Annotated in this window: 6 protein-coding genes; 5 read left to right on the top strand and 1 reads right to left on the bottom strand. The window is 49.7% G+C overall.

Annotated elements, in window-relative coordinates; translation table 11 throughout:
• Positions 1-45 precede the first annotated feature (45 nt).
• Positions 46-11,493: an FkbM family methyltransferase gene (locus LF929_RS02335; RefSeq protein WP_368678969.1), complete on the bottom strand. Its 11,448-nt coding sequence runs from the start codon at positions 11,491-11,493 to the stop codon at positions 46-48.
• A gap of 1,016 nt (positions 11,494-12,509) precedes the next feature.
• Here LF929_RS02335 and LF929_RS02330 point away from each other — a divergent pair.
• The 5 genes from LF929_RS02330 (at position 12,510) to LF929_RS02310 (ending at position 16,909) form a co-directional block, all read left to right on the top strand.
• A complete protein-coding gene (locus LF929_RS02330) occupies positions 12,510-12,761 on the top strand; it encodes an acyl carrier protein (RefSeq protein WP_226093243.1) in 252 nt (83 codons plus the stop codon).
• Between the two features lie 63 nt (positions 12,762-12,824).
• Positions 12,825-14,081, top strand: coding sequence for a beta-ketoacyl synthase N-terminal-like domain-containing protein (locus LF929_RS02325; RefSeq protein ID WP_226093242.1), 1,257 nt, complete (start codon positions 12,825-12,827; stop codon positions 14,079-14,081).
• 31 nt (positions 14,082-14,112) lie between these two features.
• Complete coding sequence (locus LF929_RS02320; protein ID WP_210174663.1) at positions 14,113-15,375, top strand: hydroxymethylglutaryl-CoA synthase family protein; 1,263 nt, start codon at positions 14,113-14,115, stop codon at positions 15,373-15,375.
• Between the two features lie 2 nt (positions 15,376-15,377).
• Positions 15,378-16,154, top strand: a complete 777-nt coding sequence (locus LF929_RS02315; RefSeq protein WP_226093241.1) for an enoyl-CoA hydratase/isomerase — start codon at positions 15,378-15,380, stop codon at positions 16,152-16,154.
• Positions 16,155-16,159: 5 nt separating this feature from the next.
• Entirely contained in the window at positions 16,160-16,909 is a 750-nt protein-coding gene (locus LF929_RS02310; RefSeq protein WP_016940752.1) for a polyketide synthase, read from the top strand.
• Positions 16,910-17,017 lie beyond the last annotated feature (108 nt).

The raw sequence follows: 17,017 nt of genomic DNA, 5'->3' as shown, positions 1-17,017 counted from the left end.
GTGCTGGCTATCCGTACTGTTTGTTCGTCAGTAACACCTTTTCGATCACACCTCAGACGGCTCGAGCGTGAGCAATGCCTCTTCTTTCACCATTTTTAAATTCCTGAGCCACAGACACAGCACACCTGACTCGTCGTATAACCTCAGGTCGTACCCGGGAAGATCGCCGGTAATAATTAAAGACTCTTGCCCTACAGGCGTAGGAGAGAGATAAACCGTCACTCGTTCTGTTATCGGCTTAAAGGCGACGATCGAATCCAGAGAGAACGGATACCATGGGGTACGCCATGTCGTCTGGGGATGACAATAGTGGTTTAATGCGCAGAGTAACTGCCAGCAGGTCGTCAACAAGACTGGCCGGAACGTCGGCACATTCAACTGCCGAGGCAGTTCCGCAAGGGAATTGAATGTCACCAGCAACTGCTTGCCATCAAAACCGACTTTCTCAATCAAAGCCTGATTCTTCAGACCGTCTTCATCGAATATCTGTCTGATTTGATGGGTTATCTGATGGTTATGGGGCGCGTCCAACTGCGTTTCCAGCGCCCGGATATCCAACGCGTCGCCCCTGCCGCCAACTGCAGCATTCAGGGCAATTTGCCCAAAACTATGCGTTACGGATTCACCCGTACGCTCAGTCACACACTGGAAATAGAAACCATCATCCTCCCGGGAAATATAAGTCTGAATATGACCATTGAGGGCATCCTGCATACGGGCTGGCGGCCCCCACAGGATGTAATTCAGTTCGGCAATATTTTCCTGACTTGCAGTATTTTCCTGACTTGCAGTATTTCCCTGGGTTGAAAGCTCCCAGGCACTTCGCACCAACTCCAGTAAAAGTAGCCCGGGAAGCTGGGTCTGAGCGGCAATCACGCCGGCGGCCATCATGTCCCCATAGGCAGAAAAATCCCCCGGAATGTTAAGTAACGCCGGAACCGGCCCAGCCTGTTGAAACACGCTGGCCGTCTCTTCGGCCACTATGGCCGAGCTGTGCGAAAATGCGGGATGACTGACAACGGAAGCGGAAACCGTTGAGCCAGGCGCGAGCGTTGCATCCGAAGACAAAGCCGCCTCCTCTGAGGCTTTCCGAGAGCGTTCTGTCGTCATGGTCGGCATGTCGACCCAATAACGTTCACGAGCAAAAGGATACGTTGGCAGAGAAACCCGTCTGGGTCTGTGTGATGGCGTCACACGGGAATAGAGGATCTCCCAGTCGATATTCATGCCTTTCACCCATATCTCCAGCAGTTTGGCAAATTTCCCCTTACTGGCCCATGCCTGAATCAGATCATGCATATCTTCATCAACATCGAAGACGGACAAGGCATCACGATGCGATTTACTTTTTCCCTGATAGAGTAAATCGACCGTCTGCTGCTCACCGGCAAGAACGGCTGCAAGCTTACGTTGCAACTCATCAAGGGTGTGGGCAACCAATCCCAAACGCTCATTCATCGCTTCACGTCCGGTTTGCAGGGTATAAGCCAGTGAGTGGCGATAGGCTTGCGCCTGCTCTGCACTGTTTGTATGCCCTGCGCTATCCCCTTTCTCCGCTATCCGATCAGCATATTCGCTCACATGAGCCAGCAGATTGGCGGCCATCTGTTTGAGTTGCGTATCATTTTTCGCCGACAACAGAATCAGCGCTGGATCGCGGGATACATATTCTCCTGCTGAAATTTCTCTGGCAGACGGTTCTATCGCAGATAGTCCCTCAGTCGGGAATTGCTCAATGACTAAATGGGCATTGGTTCCGCTAAATCCGAAAGAACTCACAGCAGCCTGACGCCGCTGACCGGACTCCACTGTCCAGTCTCTGAGTTCCCGGTTGACATAGAACGGTGTGCCATCCAACGTAATGTGCTCATTGAGTTCCTGATGATGCAGCGTTGGAGGAATCTGTTGGTTCTTCATTGCCAGCAACACCTTGAGTACCGAAGCGACCCCGGCGGCTCTCAGCGTGTGGCCGATGTTGCTCTTCACCGACCCCAGTGCGCAGTAGTGCTCTTTGCGGGTAAATTGAGCGAAAGTCTGTTTCAGACCGACGACTTCCACAGGATCCCCCAGTTTGGTTCCTGTTCCGTGCGTCTCTACATACTGGATTTGCTCAGGATCGATACCAAAGCCGGTGTATACCGCCTGTTCCAGACGGGACTGAGCATTGCCGTTCGGGGCCGTAATGCCATTACTCTTACCATCCTGATTCACCCCCCAGCCCTTGATCACGCCATGAATAACATCCTGATCTGCAATCGCGTCTTCCAGGCGTTTTAACAGCACGACACCAACACCTTCTCCGGGGACGAAACCATTGGCTCGCTGATCAAAAGTAAAGCAGCGGCCATCTTCCGACAGCATTCCGGCCTTGCTGGTCATAATGTGCATACTTGGGCCAGCCAACACCGAGACCCCTCCGGCCAAGGCCAGATCGCTATTTCCCAGCACCAGGCTGTCACAGGCAGAGGCAATCGCCACCAGCGATGACGAACATGCCGTATCAATAGCCAGACTCGGCCCCTGTAAATCCAGATGGTAGGCAATTCTTGCCGCTAAAATGGAAATCGCATTGCCCATAAAGGTTTGTGCATTGAGTTCCATTCCAAAGCGCGCGTCGTAGTCCCCCTCCCCGCAACCGACGAAGACACCGCACCGACGACCAGATAAATCAGCAGGATTGTACCCGGCATCTTCAATACACCCCCAGCATGCCTCAAGAAATACCCGCTGCTGCGGATCCATCATCTCGGCTTCCCGGGGAGAAATATTAAAAAACAGCGGATCAAACTTATCTGCATCTTCCAGCACGCCCATCCATTTGGAATAGGTTTTGCCGGGTGTCTGGCGATTACGATCGAAAAAGTCGTCAATCGCCCAGCGATCCGCCGGAATTTCTGAAATACAATCTTCCCCTTTGCTCAAATTCTCCCAGAACTGTTGCACATTCTTCGCTTTCGGGAACTGACCAGACATACCTATGATAGCGATCACCGGGTGCCCTGCAGGAGCTGGGCTTGTAGCCGATTCAGTGTATTCAGCGCAGGGAGTCGCTCCCCCCTGCGGCTCAGCACGTTCTGTCGCCAGCCGCATCGTTGTGACACTCGGTATCGAGGACTGATACCGACCTGCCGTAAACTCAGCCGCGGTATCGCAAGCTGTCGGCAGGGGCACGGTTGTTTCACTAAAAACGTCAGCATCAGACAACGAAGATTGACCAGACCCGGAACAACGCTGAACCAGCACGGCGAACTCTTGTAATGTTGGATAGCTGTATACGTCAGCCGCATTCAGGTTCAGCCCGTAGTGCTGGTTGATCTTTCTGATCCAGGTAACACCGGTAATCGAATCCAGACCCAAATCGATAAACGCAACATGGGGGTCGATCGCCTGAGGGTTGATTTGTAGCTCTTGAGACAGCGTTTGGCTTAAAAACGCCAGCATGCTTGCCGGGGGCGTATTCGCGCGTGTTTGGGAATCAACCGCGTTTTCCCGACCCTTGCCGCTGCCAACGGTGACGTCGGATAACCCTGCCGGTACCGAGCCGGGAGTCGTCTTTGCCTCTCTTTCCCAGTGTGTTTCCCGGTGTTCACCCGTTGCTGTATTTAGCCCCGCTTCTTTGATCACCAGCCCGGTGAATACCTTCAGATTGGGATAGCTGTACACCTCGGCAGCATTGAGAGTCAGCCCATATTCCGCGTTGATTTTTCTAATCCAGGTGACGCCGGTAATCGAGTCCAGACCGAGATCAACAAAGGGTTGTTCACTTTCAATATGTTCGGTTCTGATTTGCAACTCTTCCGCCAGCATCCGGCGTAACAGGGTATAAACCTGTTCAAACACAGCGTTACTGTCTTGTACTTTCTGCACGACACGCGTTGAATCCGGCGTTTTCACCCCCTCAACGTCCAAAACGCGTTGATGACTGGCCTGCGCCTGGTCACGGGGGGGCGTCTGCTGGCTGAACAGCCCTTGGTTAAAATGCTGTTGGATGCGAGTCAGCACTTCCTGATTGCCGACAAAAGTCTGCTCATGCATCCGAAGTTCCAGCGCATAATTTGCTTCGACTTGGTTTCTGATGCGCCGCGAACGCTGTGTCTTCCAGGCAACCAGCTCATCTCGGGACATTCGTGCCAGAGCATTGGCAGCCGCCAGCGCAAATGGCAGCACGTGAGCACGTTCAAGTACCGGATTTTTGAGCCCACGGGTCCGAAGTTCAAAACCTTTATACTCTCTGGCGGTGAACAGAATTTCTCTGGCAAGATCCAGACCCAGACGGCAGGGCAGGATGAGGGTTGACCCGGCTCCCGGCGTGAATCCGTAGCGCATATAAGGACTATAATAGACGCTTTCCTGACTGAAAATCGCCTCGTCACAGAACATGCCCACCGCCCAGCCAGGACCAATACCATGCCCTTGCATGGCTGCAATGACCGGGATATCGCACTCCAGCGGTAAGGCAAAGATCTTCTCATCGGTAAACTTCGCGTTTCCCTTCTGGATCGCCTGCAACGTTTCCATCGTACCGCCGCTGGCAAAATAGTGGTCATACCCGGTAAGCACCACCACTTTATAGGCCTGATTCTGGTGAATATGCGCAAAGATTTCTTCAAAGCCGGCAACAAAGGCTTTCGAGAATTTATTGCGGCTTTCCCGCTCACACAACCGGACCAGCAGAACACCATTGTCATAGACTTCTGCTTCGATAACCGGCGAATTGAGCACCACCTTGCGCGGCTTACCCGGAGGTAATCCCAGTTGACCCGCCTCAAATGCCTGTAACTCGTTTTTCGTCAGTAAAGCGGATTCATGAGATTCAGAGATCGCGCGCTCGGCGTCAAAAGCGACCGGCTTCTCTGTCAATGCAACAGACTGACGGATAAGATTGGCGGCCAAATGCTGCTTCAGTTGAATGAGTGCCTCTCTGGGCGCGCTCGCCAGTTCCTGCGCCAGCTTCAGACTTTCTGCGGCAACCTCCGCCGAAGGGAAAACCGGCATCAGCAAGCCCAGTTCTTTCAGATAAAGCCCGTCAATTCCCCGCCCATCGGTCAGCAATACCTGAGCCGCAGAGGGTGTAAAACGCTCGCTAAGAAGATGATACAACTGCTGCGATACCTGCTGTTTCCGGCTGAGATACTGATAACGGCCTGTGGTACTCAAAACAGCAAAATCGCACAGGCAGACAAGCAGCCACGCATACCCCTGGCAATCGCCCGGAACAGAAGCAATGACGGGGAACGGCAACGCCAGAACGCTCCGATACAACGCCTCTTGCAAAAACAGGTCGGCATCCTCTTCGAGAGCAGGGAGAAAGCGGTGTTCATCGCCGCTTATCAGCAGAACGCTGATGTCCGTCCGATTTTTTATTTCATTGAATAGACGCTGGAGATCTCTGAGCAGGGACATTCCTGGAGAACCCGCACCTGGCGAGCGACCATCCGCGTCATGAAGCCGAAGGCAAAATATCCCCTGGCCTTCATCCGTCAAACGAAACAGAGAGTTTTCAGCGTTTAGGTTCGAAACCTGAAATGGCGCGGCCACCTGAAATGTTTGCAAAGAAGTCAGCACCCGCTTGCCTTGCGCGCGTTCACCGGCGTTTTGATGGTCAGCCACAGCCAATACAGACAGCTCAGTGTCTGCCGACATGACCGCGGAGGATCGTGCTGCCTGGCTATTCAGGGTATTCGGTGTCGAGTCGTGATCGTCCTCTGGCAACCAATACCGTTGTTGCTCAAAAGGATAAAGCGGCAAGCCTGCCACACGTTGGCACGGGGTCTGATACCATGCAGCCCAGTCGATTTGTCGGCCTTCGAGCCATTGTCCGGCCAACCCACGTAAATCACGCCGCTGAATAGATGTATCGATGTCTGCCTGTTGCTGCCTGCTGTTACCCTTGTTTTTCTCTCCCTGCGCAACCATGCCGGTAAGATAGCTTTGAGAAAATGTATTCCGGTTTAGATAATCTTCCAGCCCGGTGAGGATCTCAGCATTACTTTTCCCAGCAATAGCCAGACGATGGCCTAAAGATTCACGTCCCAGTTGTAACGTATAAGCAATATCTTTCAACCGATTGGCTGTCAGATGCGGATGCTGCTGAATATACGCTTTTAGTTGCCGTGCCAGGACATGCAATTGCGCTTCACTTCTGGCAGAAAGCAGTAATAGCGCAGGCTCAGGATCCGATTCTGGGAACCGGCTTACTGCCGATACGTCCGACGGTCGGAATTCCTCAAGCACCATATGAACATTCGTCCCGCTAAAACCGAAAGAACTCACGGCGGCGATCCGTTTCCCCTGAGAATTCGGTTGCCAATCCTGAACCTGGGTATTGACGACAAAAGGCGTGTCCTCAAAGGGAATCAGTGGATTCGGCTTTTCATAGTTCACGCTGGGAACCAACTTACGATGCTTGAAAGACAGCAGCAGTTTGATCAGCGCACTGACCCCAGAAGCATGGACACAATGGCCGATGTTACTTTTTACCGATCCAATTGCACAAAAACCGGTACGCTGGGTCTGCCTGTGGAAGGCATCCGTCAGGGCGGTGATCTCGATAGGATCACCTAGCTTCGTTCCGGTGCCGTGGGCTTCAATATAGGTCACATCGTCGGCACTGAGGTTCAGCGCATCGTATACCTGGCAAATCAACTCGGTCTGCGAGCGGCTACTTGGTGCGGTAATCCCGTTCGTCTTGCCATCCTGGTTCATGGCCGAGCCTTTGATCACACTATAAATGTGGTCTTTATCGTCGATCGCATCCTGCAAGCGCTTAAGGATCACGACCCCCACCGCTTCGCCCGGCACAAAACCATCAGCCCGGTGATCAAAAGGCTTACAACGCCCATCAGCCGACAACATCCCTGCTTTGGCACACAAAATGTGGAAGTTGGCAGTGGTATGGATGGAAACACCACCGGCGATTGCCATATCGACAGCGCCGTTTTTCAGACTTTCACACGCCAGGTGAACCGCAGCCAGCGACGATGAAGAAGCGGTATCGATCGCCATCGCCGGGCCTTTCATATCCATAAAATAGGCAATCCGGGCAGCCAGAATCGATGCATCGTTCCCCATAAATGAAGAGGCATCGAGTGGAATATCATGCTGGCGCAAGTTAACCTGATAGTCTCCGGCATCGGCACCGGCATAAACCGCCCATTTTTTGTCTTTTATTTCACGGTTGGCATATCCAGCATCTTCCAGCGCGTGCCAACTTTCCTGTAAAAACAAGCGCTGCTGAGGGTCCATTTGTTTGGCTTCTTTGCCGGAAATACCAAAAAAAGAAGCATCAAACTTATCAATATCTTCAATAAACCCGCCCCATCGGCCATACGTTTTATTTGGCTTGGTACGGTCTTCATCAAAATAGGCAGCAATATCCCAGCGTTCTGCCGGAACGTCAGAAATACAGTTGCCACCTTCCAGTAGCAAGGACCAGAATGCATCCACATTCGCCACGCCGGGGAAGCGTGCGGACATACCAATCACGGCGATATCATCATCATGGACAGGCCGGGACGCCTTGCGGGTATCATCCGCTTTTTGCAGGCTTTGTGTTGTCTGGCAGGCCTCGCTGCGTGGTGTCACCTCATCCTGAGTATCGCTGTGCTGCTGCTCCAACTGCATACGCGCGACAATAGCATTCTGATAGTTTTCCATCAGATAGCGGCGTAAATCATTCACACAGCCATAATCGAAGAGCACCGTACTGGGGAGTTTTATCGCAAAGGCACCGTTTAGTTTTACCACCAGATTAATTGCCGCAAAGGAATCAACGCCATACTCGGAAAAGGCTTTCGCCTCGTCGATATCAACCGTTTTCTTCAGACACGCAAGCACGTTCTTCACGATCGTTGCGTTGATATAGTTCAGGATGGCGTCTTCATCGAAGTCGCCGGATTGCGGCACTGTCTCTTGTTCTGTCTGTTGACACTCAGCCTGTTCGTATGTCGATTCCGACCGGAGAGTGGGTAATCGACTACGCTGATCACCGATCTGTTGCATCAGGAGTGTATCTGTCGACGGCAACCTTTGCTGCGAAGCGGTTACAGACTCAGATTGTGCGCTTTCATTACTCGACGCGATCGTCTGTGATGAGGGAGTGAAAACCAGTTCGGCCAACACCGTGGCGGGTATCGTGTAAGTCCACACGCCGGAAGATTCTGGTACAGACTGGATGGCGTCGATACTACGCAGGAAATTTTCCGCCGGTTTGTTTTTATCACTGGTCACAAATCGGATTTCAACGCCCTCTTTCTTCCGTTCCAGCGCTTTCCGACCTAGAGCATTCAGCATCTGATATTCAACACCACGCCCCAGCACGCGACAACTGAGCAATCCCCCATCGACGGATAACACATTTTCCCGCTCGGAGAAAAAGCACACACCGCAAATACCATAATCACCGAATCGATCAGCGACGCTGATGCTCAGACAACCCTGCTCTGGGCTTTGAATTCTGGCAAGAATATCGGCAACGGAGTATGGCGCTTTGACAAAATTAAACTGATTGGTGCGATGTGTCAGTTGAGACAACCTCTCAGCCTGGTCTTGCGTCGCAGGCTGAATGGTAATGTCAAGATCCAGTCCTCGAATGAACGCTTCCATGCTAAATGCACTCTGGCGGAACGCTTCACGCTGAACCTGCTCCTGATACAGATGGGTACGTTTTGCGTCTTCATTCGTTTGGTGACGCACCTGATCAAAGGCCCATACATGAGTAAGAAATCCTGGAATATCGTCACTCTGCTCGGGCAAACGCAAACTTAATACCTGTGGGCAGCTAGCCGAAACTTCGGCGCATTCAATCGGACTATCATCCAGAAAAATAAAGCTATCCAGGCCCAGATTTAGGGTTTTGGCCAGACGTTGGAGATTATCGGACTTGGCATTCCAGTTGATTTTTGTGTCAACAAAATCATGCCATTGCAAAATCATGTCGTCACGAGTGTCGAATACCCGCTTAACATCCTCATGACTATTCTTGCTCACCAGACATAACAGCATGCCTTGCTCTTTTTGGCGTAACATGAACTGTTGCAACGCACGATAATTCGAATCGATTTTGATGCCTTCAGCGCCTTGTTCACCCACCACGCCAGACCATAGTGTGTTATCGCAATCAAGGGCGATCACTTTATAAGGGGGACGCCGGAAGGCATGGATATGACGCACAAGAACCGATGCGATGGCCTCAAAAAACTCGGGTGTATAAGGAATATGTCCCATCTCATCACGAACGGCATCGTGATAGTCGGTGATACCATAAGCCGCCAACTCACGGTTCAGATCAAGGCTGATAATCTCCGTCTTATCCCCCAGAATCTGTTGCATCATCTGGGGCATGTTCTCAAGCAGATCGGTAGAAAATCGTTCCCGCATTTCTGGCGATGGTGGACAAAGCACAAAGAGCGTCGGCCCCCGACGGCTACCTTGTGTCTCCCTGACCAGAGTCAGCAGTTCCTTAAAGTTATCGTGGATCCCCTGCTCAAATGGAGTGAGGCGATGTTGATTGTCAGCCTGAGCAACAGGACGTCTGGCATAAAAATTGGATAAACCTGAAGACTTCAACATCTCTTCTTCAACTATCGCCAGTTCAAAGCCTTTATCTCGCAGTAACTGGGCTATGTTGTCCGCGGTTGTACCTTCTTTATCATGAACCTCAACGACAACTTGACGAATATTCGGCCATATTTCATCAGCAATACTACTTAAAATGTCCCATTCACATTTTTCAGCATCCACTTTCAGCAGATCGATAGCCTCAATATGATGCTCTTGCATAATACTGGCTAACGAACGCATCTGAACCTGATAGGTTTGTTTTTGCAGACGTTCACTGATCATGGTATCCAAGTGTTCCCGAATAGCTTCACTATCCGTTTCAGCGAAACGCTTGGTCATTTCATTTTCCATTGATTTTTTCAGCGCTTCGGCATCTTCCGTTTCATCGGTATGAAACCCTGACCAGACCGATGAATTCGGGTAAAAAACAAATTCGGCTTCCCCGTCCTTGTCGGCAATACCCACTTGCAACGCTTTCGCCTGAGGCGCATACAATGCGAGGTTTTTTCGAAGAATGGCGTAAGAAATCGGTGAAGGTTCGCAAGAAAAAATACGTAAATCAGGACATTGGGTTGTAGCAAACAGAGAGAACATGCCGATGTTGCCGCCAATATCAACTATCACGTCGCCAGGCTGAAAAGAAATGCCGTGTTTCACGTATGTTTTCTCTACGAAAATCTCTTCATAGAGATAGCTGGTTTCATAGGATTTCAGATGTGCCACTTCCATACCGTTCGGCAGCACAACGCGTTCACAATCCGTCAAATGATGATCAATTTGCGCCGAAGAAACCTGAGGTACCCCACTTTTTCCTGAGGTCGTCGTTATCGGGGACATGCTCATTGAGGACGTCATGCCTGGGCCATTGGCAACCAGATCTTCTAACCGACAGATAATCGTGTTTACCCCTTCGGTATTCGTAGCCAGTAAACGTTGTTGATCCAGAAGTTCCTGATAGACCTGGTTGTATGGCGCAAATGTAATTTGATCGTTCCAGTTCAGGCGGGAGAACCATACTTGCAACGGTTCAGCGATCGGCTCTGCGGTGAAAGTCGCCGCAATCGCCCATGATTGACCAGCAACACTCCCTGCTTGATTTTGCTGACCAAGCCCTAATGAGGTGTCTGTCAGGGGTTCTCTTTCCGTCGCCTGCTCACGTTGTTCGGCTCTTTGATATGAGCGAATATGCAATCCTTTCATTTCCACCAGTATCTCTCCCGACTTATTAGCTAAAAACACATCAAAAATGCCCTTTTCGGGCGTGTCTGCAACGGCCTGTCTGGGTACGACAAACACATCACACGTTGGCGTCAACGGTGTGTGAATCACGATGTTTTCCAACGAGAAGGGGACATAAACCTGATGTTGATAATCACGCCCCCGTGTTTCTCTGGCACCAAGTAAAACCGTTTGAATTGCGGCATCGAGTATGTAAGGGGAAGGAAGGCTGGTCAGACTCGCTTCATCAGCCACGATCCGCCCCCAAAAAAGATCCTGACTGCAGTGAAGCTCGTCCAGACACTGAAACTGTTCCCGGTAGTCGATTCCGCCAGCCAGAAACAAGCGGTAAATTTCATCGCGGTTCAGTCGGTGAGTAAACGTGTGGGATGCAGTATCAGGAAGCGGAAAGGCAGGTGCTTCAGCCTTGTTCGTAGACGATTTTTTATTCAAACCAGACGGATTGTTTAAACCCGAGAAAACAACCCCCGTCGCATGACGTTTTATCGCTTTTCCCGGCACCTTGGATGTAATCCAATAGGTAGTGTCATCCCCATCAGTATCCAGATGAATATTGACCCGGCAAGCGCCCTCCGTAATAGCAAGTGGCGCAAACCACACGGCATCTTTTACCTCAAAAGGGTAGAGGGAAGTCTGATGGTCACGCTGCTTTTTATCCAGGAGGGAGGCCGCGACAAAATGAATATATCCCATTGCCGGCAAGATTGGTTCATTCGATACTATGTGCCCGGAAATAATAACACTGCTATCATTTAGTATATATTCTGACATCACGACCTCCTTGTCACCAATATGTTTAAAAAATTTTGTTTAAATACCGAAACCTTCGTCCTTGAAGGTGTCGGTATTGATAACATCAAAAAAATAATAAAAATTTAAACAAAATCTCAAACCCCAACATATCGCTTGAGGTAAATATTGGAAACCAAAAGTAAACTCCGGGTATAGAAAGAAAAATCCAGGTATGCAACGAGCCGCATACCTAATTCATTGAGAACCTACACGTATTACCAGCCTGTTATAGATATGTATTTCCCTCAATGAAAAAATTATTGCAAATTATTTCAATTATTATGGATGATCATTTTTCTACAATAAAAACAGTTAAATGACTGCTCTACATAGTGGCATCCATTGAGGGAGAACAGACTACGTTGAGCTATTTAGCCCATCACGATAAAACACGCGACAGGAACCGCGTATGCTGGCTCATAGCGGTGTTAATACTGCTCGGAACAACTGCGTCAGCGGTGTTGCCGGGCGGATCCACAGTGACTTGTAACGATAAACCTGGATGGCTGAATAAGGTTCAGCACTTTATGACAACCCTCAGCACGTTTCCCGGAAAGAGCATAGGAGTAGGACCGGTTAAGGATAAAAATTATAAAAGGCGGGTGTTCAGCTTTTATTGATAAGAACATTGATTGACACGTCTTTCTTCGCTGATATAGAGTCGTCTATAAGTTAACCATACGTTAAAGAGATAAAATCACCTTCATTTATCCCAAGAGAAACATTTACATCAAAAAAAATTCAAATTGAAGAAATACAGCAATGCAGCGAATCCTAAAACTGGTTAGATGACTGGTTAGATTCTTGTGTTTCATTTTCAGTCGATAATGAGTTTTGTAGTTTTATTTTATATCTAGATAATTTTCTCTGCCTGTAAACATTTTTTAAGTCAGTCATGCACAAGTAAGGAGCATTGTATGAGCAGCAAGAGCAAGGAAGATATTTTCAATATTATCGTGCATAACTTACTGGAAATCCTCCCCTATCTGGATACCAGTACCATTACGCCGGAACAGAGCATGAAAGACGTAGGGGCCAATTCAATTGACCGGGCTGATGTTCTGCTCGCCAGCATGGAAACCCTCGATATCATATTCCCTCTCCATGAAGCCGGAGACCTCAAAAATATCGGAGAATTAGTGGATTTTCTGTACGCTAAAGCACAGTAGCCATCCACACTATGCTGATTTTCTGGCGAATCTGGCCTTTCAGTGAACCAAAGCAGGATGCGTATGAAGAACAATGTCGTTGTGACCGGCTTAGGCGTAACCGCTGCAAATGGAATCGGAATACCCGCGTTTACCCAATCACTGAAAACAGGTGTCAGTGGAATCAACAGGCATATCAACGAATTTCCAGAAATCAAAGCCAGCCTGGCTGATTACAACTATAAAGCCGCACTAGAGTCTTTATCTCTCGCGCAGGAAGAGCTAAAAAATGCTTTGCGATTGGGGGCCAGAGTGCCGTTGAGTAGCAGGGTATCACTCGCCACAGCACTTGAAGCCTGGCATGATGCCTTTGCCGACGGATGTCCTTACCCTCCAGAAAAAAGAGGAATCATCATTGCCGGACATAACGTCGAGCAACAATATCAATATCAGATCCGACAATCCTTCATCGACCAACCCGAATTTGTTCCCGCCAGTTATGCGTTGTACTTTATGGACACAAATCAGTTAGGTCTGCTCAGCGAGCTTTTAACTATCCGTGGAGAAGGCTGTTCTGTTGGCGGCGCTTCAGCCAGCGGAAACGCCGGCATTATCCAGGCATACCGGCAAGTCGCATCAGGAATCACCCAATCTTGTTTGGTCGTCGGAGCAATGGCAGATTTATCACCGCCAGAGATACAGGCGTTCAAAAACAGCGGTGCCCTGCTGACCCAAAGCGACACGAGTGATCCCACGCAGCTTTGTCGCCCCTTTGATCAAGATCGAAAAGGGTTTGTTTATGGCCAAGGGTGTGCCTGTCTGTTGCTGGAAAACGAGCAAAGCGCCCGTGAACGCCGTGCACCGATTTGGGGACGAATTCTTGGTGGTAGTATCTGTCTGGATGCCAATCGAGGCAGTAATCCAAGTTGTGAAGGCGAGTCTCAGGTGATGCAACAGGCGCTGTTGACTGCCCGTTGTCCCTATGACTCGGTCAACTACATCAATACGCATGGCACCAGTTCACTAATGGGGGATGAAACTGAAATCGCTGCCATCAAGCGTGTTTTTGGCCCTTACCATCAACAGATTTGGCTCAATTCAACCAAAAGCCTCACGGGGCACTGCCTGTATGCCGCCGCTGCCGTAGAAACGGTAGCCACATTGATACAAATGAAAGAACGCTTTCTTCATCCAAACTTGAACCTGAAAACGCCTATCAACAATGAATGCCGTTTTGTCGGACAATACGCTCAACATCAGGAAATCAACGTCGCTTTGAATAACGCCTTCGGCTTCGGCGGCATTAATACCTGTGTGGTGTTGGAGCATGTCAGCCACTAGCATTCACCTAATTTAGCATAAGAGGGACCTTATGATTTCTGTTGGAATTGAAGCGATAAACGCCTTTTGTGGCACCAGCTACATTAATGTCAGAGAGTTGGCGCAGCACCGTCAGCTAGATATATCTCGTTTTGACAATCTCTTAATGAAACAGAAAACGGTGAGTCTGCCTTGTGAAGATCCTGTCAGCTTTGCCGTCAACGCAGCCAAGCCGATTCTGGATGCGTTAAGTGAGCAAGAAAAAAACAGCATTGAACTGTTGATCACCTGTACAGAATCGGGAATCGACTTTGGCAAATCAGTCAGTACCTATGTTCACCACTATCTGGGGTTAAAGCGAAACTGTCGCTTGTTCGAACTGAAAACTGCCTGTTATTCCGGTGTTGCCGGTTTGCAAATGGCTGTCAATACAATCCTTTCCCAGACATCTCCCGGCAGCAAAGCGTTAGTTATTGCCACAGACATGACTCGCTTTATTCTGGAAGAAGACAACGGCGATCATACTAGCCAGGACTGGTCTTTTGCCGAGCCAAGCGGTGGCTCTGGCGCTGTTGCCATGCTGGTCAGCGACACCCCACACGTTTTTCAGATCGATGTGGGGGCAAACGGCTATTACGGCTATGAAGTCATGGATACATGCAGGCCTGTCCCGGATAGAGAAACCGGTGATTCGGATCTGTCATTGCTGGCTTATCTGGAATGTTGTGAAAAGGCCTACCTGGAGTACGAAAAACGTGTTGCTGGCATTGATTATGTCAACACTTTTGGTTATCTGGCATTCCATACGCCTTTTGGTGGCATGGTCAAAGGTGCCCACCGTAACATGATGCGTAAACTGGTTCGCGCCACCCCCCAAGATACAGAAGCCGACTTTAATCGTCGCGTGGCTCCTGGGCTGAATTATTGTCAGCGTGTCGGTAATATCATGGGGGCAACATTAGCACTTTCCCTGCTCAGCACCTTGTCAAATGCGGATATTCAGTCACCGCAGCGGATTGGGTGCTTTTCTTACGGTTCTGGATGCTGTTCCGAGTTTTTCAGTGGTGTCGTTACCCCTGAAGGTTGCCAACGTGTCAGGCAGATGGAAATCGGAGCTCATCTTGACAGGCGCCGCGAACTCACAATGCGTGAATATGATGCTCTGCTTTACGATAACCATGGGGTCCGCTTCGGTACCAAAAATGCCACTCTGGACCTGAGTCATTTCCCCCAGATCCATTCCACTACCCGGGAAGCTCATCATCTCGTACTGAGCCGAATCAACGAATTTCACCGTGAATATGAGTGGGTCTGACAATGCCATCTTATCAAACCATCCGGTTACGGCAGGAAGGCGCGGTGTTGTACTTGCAGATATACCGACCTGAAGCCAATAACACCATCAATGAAAACTTTGCGATAGAGTGCCGGGAGGTTATCCGACAATACCGGGATAAAATCAGTATATTAGTTGTTGAAGGATTACCGGAGGTCTTTTGCTTTGGTGCCGATCTGCAGGCGATAGAGCAAGGCAACATTGCCGGCAACGGCAGTGGTGGTCGTCCGCAGGATCCAGAGATCCTTTATGAAGTCTGGCAAGATATGATGAGCGGACCTTACATTAGCATCGCTCATGTAAGAGGCAAAGCCAACGCGGGAGGAATCGGTTTCGTTGCTGCCAGTGATATCGTCATTGCAGACACTGGAGCCATGTTCAGCCTGTCTGAAATGTTGTTCGGTTTGTTGCCTGCCTGCGTACTTCCCTTTCTGGTACACAAGATAGGAAAACAAAAAGCGCACTATATGACGTTAATGACAAAACCCGTGTCAGCAGAACAGGCTCACCACTGGGGTTTAGTCGACGACTACGGCGGCAACAGTGACTTGATCCTCAAAAAGCACATACAACGGCTCAACTGCTTATCAAAACGCGCCATTGCTCGCTACAAATCATACATGAGTGAGCTGGATACTCTCCCCCGTGACCAGAAATCTGCCGCCCTGGCTCTGAACGTAGAAATTTTTTCCGATCAGGAAAACCTCAGCAAAATATCCCGTTACATCCAAACGGGAAAATACCCTTGGGAGGCGTAAAGAGAATGTCCACAAATGTCGTTGATTTTCAGGAAATAGAGCCGGGAATTGTTCACATAAAAATGCAGGACAGAGCCCACAAAAACACGTTCTCCCGTGCATTGATCTACGAGTTGATCCAGGTATTCAAACACATCGAAACATCAGAGCAATATAAGGCAGTCATTCTAACAGGTTACGACAGCTATTTTGCTACAGGAGGCACTCAGGAAGATCTCTTTGCCTTACAGGAAGGAAAAGGAAAATTCACCGATACCAACATTTACAGCTTACCTCTGGAGTGCCCAATTCCGGTCATTTCGGCCATGCAGGGACACGCCATCGGAGGTGGTCTGGTAATGGGGCTATTTGCCGACTTTGTCATTATGAGTCAGGAAAGCATTTATACAGCCAATTTCATGAAATACGGCTTCACTCCCGGTATGGGGGGAACACTTATTGTACCCGAAAAACTGGGGCTGGCTCTGGGACAAGAGATGTTGATGCTGGGTAATAACTATCGGGGTGAGGAGCTGAAACAACGAGGAATCCCCTTCCCGGTTTACCCAAGGGAACACGTTGCACAAGCAGCCTTGTCCAGAGCCAGGGATCTGGTCAAAAAGCCACGAACGTCACTTATCACGTTAAAAGATCACCTGACTCAACATCTTCGGGCCAGATTACCCGAGTACACAGCACAGGAAGTCATCATGCATGAGAAGACCTTTTTTCAGCAGGAAGTCAGACAAAATATCTCCAACCTATTCGGCAACTAAGTGAATACAGCGCCCCCTCACCCAGAAGGGGCTTAAAACAACCAGAAACGGCCTGAGCATGCTTAAATTAGGCGCCATAGGTCGACAGTTTTCTGGAAACCGCAATCT

The organism is Dickeya oryzae (assembly GCF_020406815.2).
GTDB classification, from domain to species: Bacteria; Pseudomonadota; Gammaproteobacteria; order Enterobacterales; family Enterobacteriaceae; genus Dickeya; species Dickeya oryzae.
Note: the sequence above shows the minus strand (reverse complement) of the source record. Positions and strands in the feature narration are given on the sequence as shown.